The organism is Pluralibacter sp. (assembly GCF_019237635.1).
Classification (GTDB): domain Bacteria; phylum Pseudomonadota; class Gammaproteobacteria; order Enterobacterales; family Enterobacteriaceae; genus Enterobacter_B.
Genome location: NZ_JAFAGS010000149.1, coordinates 26,261 through 40,550, shown reverse-complemented (window position 1 = coordinate 40,550; position 14,290 = coordinate 26,261). Strand labels below are relative to the sequence as shown.

The window sequence follows — 14,290 nt, the reverse complement described above, 5'->3', positions numbered from 1 at the left end:
CGGCGATAAGTTTCGGACGCGTGAGCCCTGTGGCGACAGAAATGCAAATCAAATCAACGCCATTCGCATACAGCGTTTTTGCCATTTTTAATTTTGACGGTAAATAAATGTCTCTCATTGGATGCCTCGTGATAGTTAATGAGCCATAAAAGTACAATATTTGAACAACGGTTCCAATAAGCAGCGCTTAAAGCCGGGATAAGTAACACTAACGAGCTATGCGGGACAGGCGCCACCACCGAGCACACAGATCCTGTATAAATCCGGCGAGGAAATCTGTACAATCCCTGCCCTGACCATTCCAATAATTGAACAATTTTTAAGCTATGAGCAATGTAACGCAGCAGCCGAAGATCGGCTTCGTCTCCCTGGGCTGTCCGAAAAACCTCGTCGACTCTGAACGCATCCTTACCGAACTGCGTACCGAAGGCTACGACGTGGTGCCAAGCTACGATAACGCCGACATGGTTATCGTCAACACCTGCGGCTTTATCGATAGCGCAGTGCAGGAATCCCTGGAAGCGATCGGCGAAGCGCTGAAAGAAAACGGCAAAGTGATCGTCACCGGTTGCCTGGGCGCCAAAGAAGATCAGATCCGCGAAGTGCATCCGAAAGTGCTGGAGATAACCGGGCCGCACAGCTACGAGCAGGTGCTGCAGCACGTGCACCACTACGTTCCGAAGCCGCAGCATAACCCGTTCCTGAGCCTGGTGCCGGAACAGGGCGTGAAGCTGACGCCGCGTCACTATGCATATCTTAAGATTTCCGAAGGCTGCAACCATCGCTGCACCTTCTGCATCATTCCGTCCATGCGCGGCGACCTCGACAGCCGCCCGGTAGGCGACGTGCTGGCCGAAGCCAAACGTCTGGCGGACGCAGGCGTCAAAGAACTGCTGGTTATCTCTCAGGATACCTCGGCCTATGGCGTCGACGTGAAGCACCGCACCGGGTTCTACAACGGCGAGCCGGTGAAAACCAGCATGGTCAGCCTGTGTGAACAGCTCGCGAAGCTCGGCGTGTGGGTGCGTCTGCACTACGTCTATCCGTACCCGCACGTGGACGACGTGATCCCGCTGATGGCCGAAGGAAAAATCCTGCCGTATCTCGACATCCCGCTGCAGCACGCCAGCCCGCGTATTCTGAAGCTGATGAAGCGCCCGGGTTCCGTGGACCGCCAACTCGCACGCATTAAGCAGTGGCGCGAGATCTGCCCGGAATTGACCCTGCGCTCCACCTTTATCGTCGGTTTCCCGGGCGAAACAGAAGACGATTTCCAGATGCTGCTCGATTTCCTCAAAGAAGCGCGTCTGGACCGCGTCGGCTGCTTTAAGTACAGCCCGGTAGAAGGCGCCGCCGCCAACGAACTGGCCGATCAGGTGCCGGAAGAGGTGAAAGAAGAGCGCTGGAACCGCTTCATGCAGCTGCAACAGCAGATTTCCGCTGAGCGCCTGCAGGAGAAGATTGGCCGCGAAATCATGGTTATCGTTGATGAAGTCGACGAAGAAGGCGCCATCGGCCGCAGCATGGCGGATGCACCGGAAATCGACGGCGCGGTCTACCTGAACGGTGAAACGCGCGTCAAGCCTGGCGACGTACTGCGCGTTAAGGTCGAGCACGCCGACGAGTACGACCTGTGGGGTAGCCGGGTCTGATCCCTCCTCTCTAACCCTCTCCGGCAACGGAGAGGGTTTATGCCCTACCCCTTAATCTTCGGGTCCAGCGCGTCGCGCAGGCCGTCCCCCAGCAGGTTGAACGCCAGTACCGTCAGAAAAATCGCCAGCGCCGGAAACAGCGCCACGTGCGGCGCAATCACCATATCCGCCCGTGCTTCGTTGAGCATAGCGCCCCATTCCGGCGTCGGCGGCTGCGCGCCCAGCCCGAGAAACGACAGACTGGCGGCGGAGATAATCGACACGCCAATGCGCATCGTGAAATAGACCACGATCGACGATACCGTACCGGGCAGAACATGGTGGAACAGGATGACGCCGTCGCGGGCGCCGATACTGCGCGCCGATTCGATAAACGTCTGCTGTTTAAGCACCAGCGTGTTGCCGCGCACCAGGCGGGCAAAGGCCGGTACCGAAAAAATCGCCACGGCGATAATAACGTTCGCCATGCCGCTGCCCATCACCGCCACCACCGCAATCGCCAGCAAAATGCCGGGAAAGGCGAACAGCACGTCGCAGATGCGCATAATAAGGCGATCCCACCAGCCCTCGTAGTATCCGGCCGCCAGCCCCAGCACCGTACCAATCGCGGCGCCTATCAGCACCGCAAAAACCCCAGCGGCCAGCGAAATCTGCGCGCCGAGCAACACCCGGCTAAAGATATCCCGCCCCAGCGAATCGACGCCGAACCAGTGCAACAACGACGGCCCTTCGTTCAGGCGATCATAGTCAAAATAGTTTTCAGCATCGAACGGCGCTATCCACGGGGCGATGATCGCCACCACAATCAGCAGCAGGACAAAGATCCCCGCCGCCATCGCCACGGGCTGACGGCGAAAACGCCGCCAGAACTCATGCCACGGCGTTCGCACCTGACCCGATGCCAGCATCGGCATGGCGTTCATTACCGCCTGGCGACGCCAGTTTAACAGTCGCACTTTACTTGTACCTGATAGTCGGGTTGATGGCCGCATAGAGTACGTCCACCACCAGATTGATAAGAATAAACTCCAGTGAAAACAGCAGTACTTCCGCCTGAATCACCGGATAATCGCGCATTTCCACCGAGTCCACCAGCAAACGTCCGAGCCCCGGCCAGTTAAACACTTTCTCCACCACGATAGAGCCGCCGAGCAGAAAGCCGAACTGCAACCCCATCATCGTCACCACCGGGATCATCGCATTGCGCAGGCCATGCTTGAGCACCACCCGCGTTTCGCTCACCCCTTTCGCCCTGGCGGTGCGCATATAGTCCTCATTGAGCACCTCAACGAACGACGCGCGGGTAAAGCGCGCCATCACCGCCGCAACCGCCGCGCCGAGCGTGAGGGAGGGTAAGATGTAGTGCCGCCAGCTGTCGGCGCCGACCGTCGGCAACCAGCCCAGCTCAACCGAAAACACCTGCATCAGCAGCATGCCGAGCGCAAAAGCCGGGAACGAGATACCGGTGACCGCAATTGCCATACCCAGACGATCGGGCCAGCGGTTTCGCCAGACCGCCGCGGCAATCCCCATCGCCATACCGAAAATCACTGCCCATACCATGCTGGTCAGCGTCAGCCAGAGCGTCGGCAGAAAGCGGCTGGCTATCTCTTCGCTGACCGGTCTGCGCGACACCATCGAGATGCCGAAATCCCCCTGCAGAACGTTGCCGATATAGTTCCAGAACTGGACGTGCAGCGGCTGATCCAGCCCCAACTGTTGACGCACCTGGGCGATAACCTGCGCGTCAGCTTCCGGCCCGGCCACCAGCCGCGCCGGATCGCCTGGCAGCATGTGCACAAACAAAAACACCAGCACCGCTACGATCAGCAGCGTAGGGAGAAGCCCCAGCAGTCGCTTAATGACATAGTTGAGCATTACTTCAGGTCGGCCTCCTCGAAGCTAAACCCGGTATCCGGCATGATGTAAAAACCGGTGAGGTTTTTACTGTGCGCGGACACCAGTTTTTCCACCACCAGCGGCACCCACGGCGATTCTTTCCAGATGATATCCTGAGCGGCTTTATACAGCTGCGCCTTTGCCTGCGGATCGTTCGTTTTCAGCGCATCGGCCAGGTCTTTATCCACCTGCGGGTTGCTGTAAAACGCAGTGTTAAACAGCACAGGCGGCCAGTTTTGCGCAGCGAACAGCGGCGACAGCGCCCAGTCAGCCTCCCCGGTGGAGGCCGACCAGCCGGTATAGAACATCCTGACATCGCTCTCTTTCTGGCTCTTACCCTCGACCTGCGCCGCGCGCTGACCGGCATCCATCGCGGTGACCTGCGCTTTAATCCCCACCTGCGCCAGTTGTTGCTGGGTAAACTGCAGCACCTTCTGCGCAGTGCTGTGGTTATGCGATGACCATAGCGTGGTGCTAAAACCATCCGGGTAGCCCGCCTCTTTCAACAGCGCTCGCGCTTTCGCCGGATCGTACGGCCACGGCTGATACTGCTGGGCGTAGGCAATCGACGGCGGCACCACCCCGGTCGCCGGTGTGGCGTAACCGGCGAACGCCACTTTCACCAGCGCCTGACGATTAATGGCGTAGTTGATGGCCTCGCGCACCTTCGGGTTATCAAATGGCTTTTGCGTCACGTTCATGCTGATATAGCGCTGCATGATTGAGGGGCTCGCCACCAGTTCCAGCTTGCTGTTTTTCGCCAGCAACGCCGCCTGCTCGTAAGGGATCGGGAAGGCGAACTGCGCTTCGCCGGTCTGCAGCATCGCCGCGCGGGTATTGTTGTCGACAACCGGACGCCAGGTGATGGTGTCCAGCTTCGGCAGCCCCTGCTGCCAGTAGCCGGGGAATTTTTTCACCTTCAAAAAATCGGTCTGGTTCCAGGTGTCGAGCTGATAAGGCCCGGTACCCACCGGATGAAAGCCGATTTCGTTGCCATATTTTTTCAGCGCCGTCGGGGAGATCATCGCGGTTGCCGGATGAGCAAGAATATTAATAAACGCCGAGAACGGCTGCTTAAGGGTGATTTTTACCGTCGACGAGTCGACCGCCTCGGTGCTGGCGATGTCTTTGTACAGGTTGTAGCGCTTAAGGTGGCTGTCCGGGTTGCTGGCGCGATCGAGGTTCGCCTTCACCGCCTCGGCGTTAAAATCGGTGCCGTCCTGAAACTTGACCCCCTGGCGCAGCTTGAGGGTATACACCAGACCATCCGCCGACACGGTATAGCTGTCGGCCAGCACGTTCATCAGCTTCATGTCTTTATCAAGACCAAACAGCCCCTGATAGAACGATTTGGCCACCGCCTGCGACAGCGTATCGTTAGCATCATACGGGTCCAGGGTGGTGAAGTTCGAGCCCACCGCCACCACCACATCTTTGGCTGCAAACGCCGGGAAAGCCGCCAGCGCGGAGAGTACGCCCAGCGCCAACATCCCTTTACCAGAAACGCGTTGTGTCATGTTGTTCTCCTGAAGTTATAAGCGGTCGTATCCTCACGCGCCACAAAGTGGCCGGGGCTAACCTGCTGTAGCGGAACGCTGGCAATCTCTTCCCCCCGCCGATAGATGTTCCCCGGCAGTTCATCTGACAGCAGCACACGCTGCGGGCGCTGATGCGTCGGGTCGGCCACCGGAACGGCCGCCATCAGTTTGCGGGTATACGGGTGCTGCGGATTCTCAAATACAGCGCGGCGCGGCCCCATCTCAACGATCCGCCCGCGGTACATCACCGCCACGCGATGGCTGATGCGTTCGACCACCGCCATATCGTGGGAAATAAACAGGTACGCGATGCCCATCTCCCGCTGCAAATCGAGCAGCAGGTTGATGATTTGCGCGCGAATCGACACGTCCAGCGCTGAAACGGCCTCGTCGGCGATCACCACTTTCGGGTTGAGCGCCAGCGCTCTGGCAATACAGATACGCTGACGTTGGCCGCCGGAAAACGCGTGCGGATAGCGCGCGGCATGTTCCGGCTGCAGGCCGACGCGCTCCAGCAGCCACGCAACCCGCCGCTGGGCGTCTTCGTGCGACATCACCCCATGCACCCGCAGCGGCTCCATCACTGAGTAACCCACCGTCTGGCGCGGGTCGAGCGAGGCCCACGGATCCTGGAAAATAAACTGGATATCGCGGCGCAGGGGCTGAAGCTGTCCGGCTTTCAGGGTATCCATGCGCTCACCGTTAAAGGTGATGGCGCCGCTTTGCGATTCCACCAACCGCAGCAGCGCGCGACCGGTGGTCGATTTCCCGCACCCGGACTCCCCCACCAGCGACAGCGTTTCGCCAGGCCAGAGATCGAAGCTCACCTTTTCCACCGCGTGAACCTCACGGGTAATGCGGTTTAACAGGCCACTGCGCAGAGGAAAACGGGTGACCAGGTCGCGCACCTGAAGGATGGGTTCGCCGGGGATGACGGTATCCTGCTCCGGTTCGCGCTCGGGTGCTTTCGTCACCGGATTGATTAACGGGAAACGGCGAGGCAGGTCGCTGCCCCGCATCGCGCCCAGTCGTGGCACCGCCGCCAGCAGGTTGCGGGTATAGGGATGCTGCGGCGCGCTGAAAATCTGCTCCACGCGGCCGGTTTCCACCGCCTCGCCCTGGTACATCACCAGCACGCGATCGGCAATATCCGCCACCACGCCCATATCATGGGTGATAAAAATCACCCCCATCGACATCTCTTTTTGCAGTACATCGATAAGCTGGAGGATCTGCGCCTGAATAGTGACATCCAGCGCCGTGGTCGGCTCATCGGCGATCAGCACCGCCGGACGGCAGGAAAGCGCCATGGCGATCATCACCCGCTGACGCATGCCGCCGGAAAGCTGATGCGGGTAGCGGGACAGTATGGTTTCCGCCTCCGGGATACGCACCAGGTCGAGCATCTTTTTCGCTTCCTTCAGGGCATCATCCCGCCCGAGCCCCTGGTGCAGCCGGATAGACTCGGCAATCTGTTCGCCGACGGTAAACACCGGGTTTAGCGACGTCATGGGTTCCTGAAACACCATGGCGATATCGGCCCCACGCACGCGGCGCATTTGCGATGGCGACTGTTCGTTGAGTTCAATCACCTCGCGATTGCGCCGCCGCAGCAATATGCTGTCACAGTCGACATCCGCCGTAGCGCTATCCAGCAGGCGCATCAGCGCTTGCGCGGTGACTGACTTGCCCGACCCGGACTCGCCGACAATCGCCAGCGTTTCGCCGCGTTTAAGCGAAAAGGAGAGATGGCGAACCGCGGGCACAACCTGCTGCTCCTGCTGAAAACGGATGCTGAGATTGCGCACCACCAGCACATCGCTGGCATCGATTTCATCACTGTGCGGCACGGCTACTCCTGATCCCGATAAATGCCGACGGAAGGCGTGTCGCCCGCATAGGCATACGCGCGGTACATGCCTTCGCTGTTAAACGGCAGCGCCACATTGCCTTCGCGATCGATAGCGACGGCGCCGCCGCTGCCGCCAAGGGCCGGAAGTTTTTCCAGAATGACCCGCTCGCAGGCTTCCTGCAGACTCAGGTTGCCGTACTCCATCAGGGCGGAAAGGTCATACGCCGCCAGCGTGCGCATAAACACCTCCCCCGTTCCGGTACAAGAGACCGCCACGCTTGCGTTATTGGCATAGCATCCCGCACCAACGATGGGGCTGTCGCCCACCCTTCCTGGCAACTTGTTGGTCATACCGCCGGTCGAGGTCGCGGCGGCCAGATTACCGGCGTAATCCAGCGCCACTGCGCCGACGGTACCCATTTTGCTGCGCTCTTCGAGCGGGGCGCCGCCGTGGTCGAGCACCACCAGTTGCGCCTCACGGGCCTGCTGTAGCTGGGCATAACGCTCGTCCGTGGAAAACAGCGCGTTGTCGACGTGCGCCATGCCGTGACGCATGGCGAACATTTCCGCGCCCGCGCCTATCAACAGCACGTGCGGGCTCTCCTCCAGCACCAGTCGCGCCGCCAGCACCGGGTTGCGTAAATGCCGCACTCCGGCCACCGCGCCCGCCTGCAGGGAGTAGCCGTCCATCACGCAGGCGTCGAGCTCATGGGTTTCATCGGCGGTAAAAACGGACCCGATTCCGGCATTGAACAGCGGGCACTCCTCCAGCAACCGCACCGTCTCGGTGACGCAATCCAGCGCGCTGGCGCCGTTTTCCAGCATTGACTGCCCGGTGCGGACAATTGTAAACAGCGCCTGCACATAGTCCTGTTCGCGCGCGGGCGTCATTGTCGCCCGGCTAATGGCGCCAGCTCCCCCGTGAATCGCAATCACTGCTTTTGTCATCGTCGTCTTCCCTTCAAATCCCTGTCTGACATCACTATTGTACAGACACTCCTGGACGATTTTTGAATATAGAAAGAGCCGCTGCTGATGTAAAGGTTACGCAGCAGGCGGCATACAGTCTGTCGGGTTTTTCTGCCATAATGGGCGGATTAGACGAATGGCCGCAGGAGTAACTTGATGGATTTTAATGCCGGATTGATGCCGCTTGAGACAGCGCTCGCTGAGATGCTTACACGGATAGCGCCGCTGACCGACACCGAAACGCTACCGCTGGCGCAGGCCTTTGGCCGCGTCACGGCCCGGGAGGTTGTTTCACCGCTGGACGTGCCGGGGTTTGATAACTCGGCGATGGACGGTTACGCGGTACGCCTGGCCGATGTGCAGAACGATAAACCGCTGCCGGTCGCCGGTAAGGCCTTCGCCGGGCAGCCGTTCGACGGCGAGTGGCCGGTCGGTACCTGCGTGCGCATCATGACCGGCGCGCCGGTGCCTGTCGGCTGTGACGCCGTTGTGATGCAGGAAGAGACCGCGCAGAGTGATGCAGGCGTACGTTTTACCGCCAGCGTCAGGCCTGGACAAAACATTCGCCTGCGCGGTGAAGATATTGCCGCCGGCAGCGTGGTTTTCGCGCGCGGCACCCGCCTGACCGTGGCGGAACTGCCGGTGCTGGCGTCGCTCGGCATTGCCGACGTCGAGGTGGTGCGCAAACCCCGCGTGGCGGTATTTTCGACCGGCGACGAACTGCAGCTGCCTGGCAAACCGCTGGCTGCCGGGCAGATTTACGATACCAACCGCCTCGCGGTACACCTGATGCTGGAACAACTCGGCTGCGAGGTGATCAACCTCGGTATTATCCCCGACTCCCCTGAACAGCTGCGCGAAGCGTTTATCCGCGCCGATGCGCAGGCCGATGTGGTGATAAGCTCCGGCGGCGTCTCGGTGGGCGAAGCCGATTACACCAAATCGATTCTGGAAGAACTGGGAGAAATCGCTTTCTGGAAGCTGGCCATCAAGCCTGGCAAGCCGTTCGCCTTCGGCAAGCTCAGGCACAGCTGGTTCTGCGGCCTGCCCGGCAACCCGGTTTCTGCGGCGCTGACGTTTTATCAACTGGTGCAGCCGCTGTTGGCGACGCTGAGCGGTAATCCGTCCTCCGGCGCCGCGCCGCGCCTGCGGGTTCGCGCCGCCACGCGGCTGAAAAAATCGCCGGGACGCCTCGACTTCCAGCGCGGCATTCTCGCGCGTAACGCCGAAGGCGACCTGACCGTGTCGACAACCGGCCACCAGGGGTCGCACATTTTCAGCTCCTTTAGCCAGGGCAACTGCTTTATCGTGCTGGAGCGCGATCGCGGCAATGTCGAGGTGGGCGAATGGGTCGAAGTGGAGCCGTTTAATCCGCTGTTCGGAGGCCTGTGATGACAGAGGCGCTGAGCGACCCGGAGATGCTGCGCTACAACCGGCAGATAATTCTGCGGGGGTTTGATTTTGACGGTCAGGAGGCGCTCAAGGGCGCGCGCGTTCTGGTGGTCGGGCTCGGCGGGCTCGGCTGCGCCGCCGCGCAGTATCTGGCGGCGGCCGGTGTCGGCGCCATGACGCTGCTTGATTTCGATACCGTCTCGCTCTCCAACCTGCAGCGCCAGACGCTGCACAGCGAGGCGACCCTCGGCCAGCCGAAAGTCGACTCAGCGCGCGCGGCGCTCAGCAATATCAACCCGCACGTACAGTTCACCTGCATCAATGCGCTGTTAGACGATGACCAGCTGGCGGCGGAAATCGCCGCTCACGATCTGGTGCTGGACTGTACCGACAACGTGCAGATCCGCAACCAGCTTAACGCCAGCTGTTTTCAGCATAAAACGCCGCTGGTTTCCGGCGCCGCCATCCGTATGGAAGGCCAGATCAGCGTCTTCCGCTACGCCGACGGCGAACCGTGCTACCGCTGTCTGAGTCGTCTGTTCGGCGAGAATGCGCTGACCTGCGTCGAAGCGGGCGTGATGGCGCCGCTGGTCGGGGTGATAGGCTCGCTACAGGCGATGGAGGCGATTAAGCTGCTGACCGGGTACGGTACGCCTGCGGCGGGAAAAATCGTGATGTATGACGCAATGACCTGCCAGTTCCGTGAAATGGCGCTGATGCGTAACCCCAACTGCGAAGTGTGTGGGGCTTAACGCCCCTGCCGGGCAAGCGCCTGCGCTGCCCGGCAAGCCCGTCAAATAGAGGTGCGCCCAAACGCGCTCAGCCAGTCCTGCTCGAATTTCGCCACCGCAGCGTCCACCGCCGGAGAGGCGATAAACTGCCGGGCGACGTCCAGCGGCAGGGTAATCGCCCCGCAACCCGCCAGCAGGCAATCCAGCGCCTGACGCGGTGTTTTAAAGCTGGCGGCCAGTACCTTCGCGTGCGGCGCATGCAGCGTCAGCAACTGCTGTAACTCCACTACCGTCTGAATCCCGTCGCCACCCTGCGCATCCACGCGGTTCACATAAGGCGCGACGTACTCCGCCCCGGCCAGTGCCGACAGCATCCCCTGCGCCGCGCCGTACACGGCGGTGCCGAGCGTGGGGATCCCTTCGGCCTTCAGCATTTTTATCGCCGCCAGCCCTTCTGCGGTTACCGGCACTTTCACCACCAGGTCGGGGATAATCGCCCGCAGCGTATGCGCGTCTTCCACCATCCCTTCCGCGGTCGTCGCCATCACCTGAGCAAACAGACGCCCCTTGCCGCCCAGCGCCTCGTGGAGTTCTGGCAACAGGACATCCAGCGGTTTTTTGCTCGCCGCGACAATACTGGGGTTCGTCGTCACGCCCGCCAGCGGGAAAACACGCGCCAGCGCGCTGACGGCGGCAACATCGGACGTATCAAGATAGAGTTCCATGGTCGTTCCTCAAAGTGTGAGATTCTGCATGCTTTAACCCTACCATAGCGAAACCTCTCGTTTAGTTGACTCACATCAAGATAACTTTCATTCGAAAGTAATTTACTCTTTATACGAAAGCTGAGAGGTAACCTATGATCTTCAATATTCAGCGCTACTCCACCCATGACGGACCCGGTATTCGCACCGTGGTCTTCATGAAAGGCTGCTCGCTGGGCTGCCGCTGGTGCCAGAACCCGGAAAGCCGCGCCCGGACGGAGGATGTGCTCCTCGACCCGCGCCTGTGCCTCGACGGCTGCGATCTGTGCCAGAAAGCGGCGCCCGGCGTTATCGAGCGCGCGCTGAACGGGGTCATCATCCACCGCGAAAAACTGAGCGCTGAGCTTATTCCGGCGCTACGAACCTGCTGTCCGACGCAGGCGCTGACCGTCTGCGGCGAAGAAAAAAGCGTCGATGAGATTATGGCGACCGTGCTGCGCGACAAACCGTTCTACGATCGCAGCGGCGGCGGGCTGACCCTGTCCGGCGGCGAACCGTTTATGAACCCGGCGCTTGCCCTTTCGCTACTGAAAGCCAGCCACGACGCCGGTATTCATACCGCCGTGGAAACCTGTCTGCACGTGCCGTGGCGCTACATTGAACCGGCATTGCCCTGTATCGACCTGTTTCTTGCCGACCTTAAACACATCGACCCGACGGTTTTCCAGCAATGGACGGACGGCTCAGCGAAGCGGGTGCTGGATAACCTCAAACGCATCGCTGCCGCCGGTAAAAAGATGACCATCCGCGTGCCGCTGATTCAGGGATTTAACGCCGACGAAGCGTCAATCCGCGCCATTACCGCTTTCGCCGCCGATGAGCTGCACGTGCGCGACATTCACTTTTTGCCGTATCACACGCTGGGCATGAATAAATACAACCTGCTCGGCCTTCCCTATTCCGCCCCTGACAAGCCGCTCGATGCCCCGGAACTGCTGGACGTTGCCCAGCGCATCGCCCGGGAAAAAGGGCTGACTGCGACCTTACGAGGATAACATCATGACCACGCTGACTCTTGATAAACTGACCGACCGCATTCAGGCGCACAAAACCGCGCTGGTGCATATTGTGAAACCGCCGGTGTGTACCGAGCGCGCACAGCACTACACCGAAATGTATCAGCAACATATGGACAAGCCGATCCCGGTGCGCCGCGCGCTGGCGCTGGCGCATCATCTGGCCAAGCGGACCATCTGGATCAAACATGACGAGCTCATCATCGGCAACCAGGCAAGCGAAGTGCGCGCGGCGCCTATTTTCCCGGAATACACTGTCAGCTGGATAGAAAAAGAGATTGATGACCTCACCGATCGTCCTGGCGCCGGTTTTTCCGTGAGTGAAGAGAATAAACGCGTGCTGCATGAGGTATGCCCGTGGTGGCGTGGACAAACCGTACAGGACCGCTGCTACGGCATGTTTACCGATGAGCAAAAAGCGCTGCTGGCGACCGGCATTATCAAAGCCGAAGGCAATATGACCTCCGGCGACGCGCACCTGGCGGTAAACTTCCCGCTGCTGCTGGAAAAAGGCCTCGACGGCCTGCGTGAGAAAGTCGCTGAGCGCCGTTCTCGCATCAACCTGACGGTGCTGGACGATCTGCACGGCGAACAGTTCCTGAAAGGCATTGATATTGTGCTGGAGGCCGTCAGCCGGCACATCACCCGCTTTGCCGACCTCGCGCGTACCCTGGCCGCCAGCGAAGCGCGCGAAACGCGCCGCGACGAGCTGCTGGCGATGGCGGAAAACTGCGACATCATCGCCCACGAGCCACCGAAAACCTTCTGGCAAGCGCTACAGCTGTGCTACTTCATTCAACTGATTCTGCAGATCGAATCCAACGGCCACTCGGTGTCGTTTGGTCGTATGGATCAGTACCTTTATCCGTACTACCGTCGCGACGTCGAGCTGGATCAGTCGCTCGATCGCGAACACGCCATTGAGCTGCTGCACAGCTGCTGGCTGAAGCTGCTGGAGGTGAACAAGATCCGCTCTGGTTCGCACTCGAAAGCCTCCGCCGGCAGCCCGCTGTACCAGAACGTCACCATCGGCGGTCAGAGGTTGGTGGACGGTAAACCGCTGGACGCCGTCAACCCGCTCTCTTACGCCATTCTGGAGTCCTGCGGCCGCCTGCGTTCCACCCAACCAAACCTGAGCGTGCGCTACCACGCCGGGATGAGCAACGATTTCCTCGACGCCTGCGTACAGGTGATCCGCTGCGGTTTCGGTATGCCAGCCTTCAACAACGACGAAATTGTGATTCCGGAATTCATTAAGCTGGGCGTTGAGCCGCAGGATGCCTTTGATTACGCGGCCATCGGCTGCATCGAAACCGCCGTCGGCGGCAAGTGGGGCTATCGCTGCACCGGGATGAGCTTTATCAACTTCGCCCGCGTGATGCTGGCGGCGCTGGAAGGCGGACGCGACGCCACCAGCGGCGAAGTCTTCATGCCACAGGCGAAAGCGCTGTCGGCTGGCACCTTCGCAGGCTTCGACGAGGTAATGGCGGCGTGGGATACGCAGATCCGCTACTACACCCGAAAGTCGATAGAGATTGAATATGTGGTCGACACCATGCTGGAAGAGAACGTGCACGATATTCTCTGTTCGGCGCTGGTCGATGACTGCATAGAGCGGGCGAAGAGCATTAAACAGGGCGGCGCGAAGTACGACTGGGTTTCCGGCCTGCAGGTCGGCATCGCCAACCTCGGCAACAGCCTGGCGGCGGTGAAAAAGCTGGTCTTCGAACAGGGCGCTATCGGCCAGCAACAGCTGGCGGCGGCGCTGGCCGAGGATTTTGACGGCCTGACCCACGAGCAGTTGCGCCAGCGGTTGATCAACGGCGCGCCGAAGTACGGCAACGACGACGACAACGTTGACGCCCTGCTGGTTCGCGCTTATCAGACCTATATCGACGAGCTGAAACAATATCACAACCCGCGCTACGGTCGCGGCCCGATTGGCGGCAATTACTACGCCGGCACCTCGTCCATCTCCGCGAACGTGCCCTTTGGCGCCGCCACCATGGCAACGCCGGACGGTCGTAAGGCGAGAACGCCGCTGGCAGAAGGCGCAAGCCCGGCCTCCGGTACCGATCACCTGGGGCCGACGGCGGTTATCGGTTCGGTCGGTAAATTGCCGACGGCGGCGATTCTCGGCGGCGTACTGCTCAACCAGAAGCTAAACCCGGCGACGCTCGATAACGACAGCGACCGCCAGAAGCTGATGGTGCTGCTGCGGACCTTCTTTGAGGTGCATAAAGGCTGGCATATCCAGTACAACATCGTTTCGCGCGAAACCCTGCTGGATGCCAAAAAGCATCCTGACCAGTACCGCGATCTGGTCGTACGGGTCGCGGGATACTCCGCCTTCTTCACCGCGCTGTCGCCGGATGCGCAGGACGACATTATCGCCCGTACGGAGCATACGCTGTAATCTCTTTGCCCGGTGGCGCGACGCTACCGGGCTTTTTGCTTTCATTCGAAATAAATTTGTG

11 protein-coding genes are annotated in these 14,290 nt (G+C 60.3%); 5 read left to right on the top strand and 6 right to left on the bottom strand.

Annotated elements, in window-relative coordinates:
* Positions 1 to 326: 326 nt before the first annotated feature.
* On the top strand, positions 327 to 1,652 hold the full coding sequence (gene rimO / locus JO226_RS17220) for a 30S ribosomal protein S12 methylthiotransferase RimO (RefSeq protein ID WP_293606981.1): 1,326 nt from the start codon (positions 327 to 329) through the stop codon (positions 1,650 to 1,652).
* Between the two features lie 44 nt (positions 1,653 to 1,696).
* On the opposite strand, the gene gsiD is transcribed toward rimO, so the two are convergent.
* The 5 genes from gsiD to iaaA are packed head-to-tail and all read right to left on the bottom strand — an operon-like array spanning position 1,697 to position 7,889.
* Positions 1,697 to 2,608 carry a glutathione ABC transporter permease GsiD gene (gene gsiD / locus JO226_RS17215; protein WP_293606980.1) on the bottom strand — a complete coding sequence of 304 codons (912 nt, stop codon included), beginning with the start codon at positions 2,606 to 2,608 and terminating at the stop codon, positions 1,697 to 1,699.
* A 1-nt stretch (position 2,609) separates the two neighbouring features.
* Positions 2,610 to 3,530 (bottom strand): glutathione ABC transporter permease GsiC, encoded by a 921-nt coding sequence (gene gsiC / locus JO226_RS17210; RefSeq protein WP_293606979.1) that lies wholly within the window; start codon positions 3,528 to 3,530, stop codon positions 2,610 to 2,612.
* A complete protein-coding gene (gene gsiB / locus JO226_RS17205; RefSeq protein ID WP_293606978.1) occupies positions 3,530 to 5,068 on the bottom strand; it encodes a glutathione ABC transporter substrate-binding protein GsiB in 1,539 nt (512 codons plus the stop codon). Before gsiB ends, gsiC begins: the two co-directional genes overlap by 1 nt.
* Positions 5,065 to 6,939, bottom strand: a complete 1,875-nt coding sequence (gene gsiA / locus JO226_RS17200; RefSeq protein ID WP_293606977.1) for a glutathione ABC transporter ATP-binding protein GsiA — start codon at positions 6,937 to 6,939, stop codon at positions 5,065 to 5,067. Before gsiA ends, gsiB begins: the two co-directional genes overlap by 4 nt.
* A gap of 2 nt (positions 6,940 to 6,941) precedes the next feature.
* Positions 6,942 to 7,889 carry a beta-aspartyl-peptidase gene (iaaA, locus tag JO226_RS17195; protein ID WP_293606976.1) on the bottom strand — a complete coding sequence of 316 codons (948 nt, stop codon included), beginning with the start codon at positions 7,887 to 7,889 and terminating at the stop codon, positions 6,942 to 6,944.
* A gap of 177 nt (positions 7,890 to 8,066) precedes the next feature.
* Here iaaA and moeA point away from each other — a divergent pair, with 177 nt between their 5' ends.
* Entirely contained in the window at positions 8,067 to 9,302 is a 1,236-nt protein-coding gene (gene moeA / locus JO226_RS17190) for a molybdopterin molybdotransferase MoeA (protein ID WP_293606975.1), read from the top strand.
* Positions 9,302 to 10,054 carry a molybdopterin-synthase adenylyltransferase MoeB gene (gene moeB, locus JO226_RS17185; protein WP_293606974.1) on the top strand — a complete coding sequence of 251 codons (753 nt, stop codon included), beginning with the start codon at positions 9,302 to 9,304 and terminating at the stop codon, positions 10,052 to 10,054. The genes moeA and moeB overlap by 1 nt, the downstream gene beginning before the upstream one ends.
* 41 nt (positions 10,055 to 10,095) lie before the next feature.
* Here moeB and fsa read toward each other — a convergent pair whose 3' ends face one another.
* Positions 10,096 to 10,758, bottom strand: a complete 663-nt coding sequence (gene fsa, locus JO226_RS17180) for a fructose-6-phosphate aldolase (protein ID WP_293606973.1) — start codon at positions 10,756 to 10,758, stop codon at positions 10,096 to 10,098.
* 134 nt (positions 10,759 to 10,892) lie between these two features.
* Between fsa and JO226_RS17175 the strand changes: the two genes are divergently transcribed.
* The gene (locus tag JO226_RS17175) at positions 10,893 to 11,792 is read left to right on the top strand and encodes a glycyl-radical enzyme activating protein (RefSeq protein ID WP_293606972.1); all 900 of its coding nucleotides are present in this window, start codon (positions 10,893 to 10,895) and stop codon (positions 11,790 to 11,792) included.
* Positions 11,793 to 11,796: 4 nt separating this feature from the next.
* On the top strand, positions 11,797 to 14,229 hold the full coding sequence (locus tag JO226_RS17170) for a formate C-acetyltransferase/glycerol dehydratase family glycyl radical enzyme (protein ID WP_293606971.1): 2,433 nt from the start codon (positions 11,797 to 11,799) through the stop codon (positions 14,227 to 14,229).
* Positions 14,230 to 14,290: the final 61 nt, after the last annotated feature.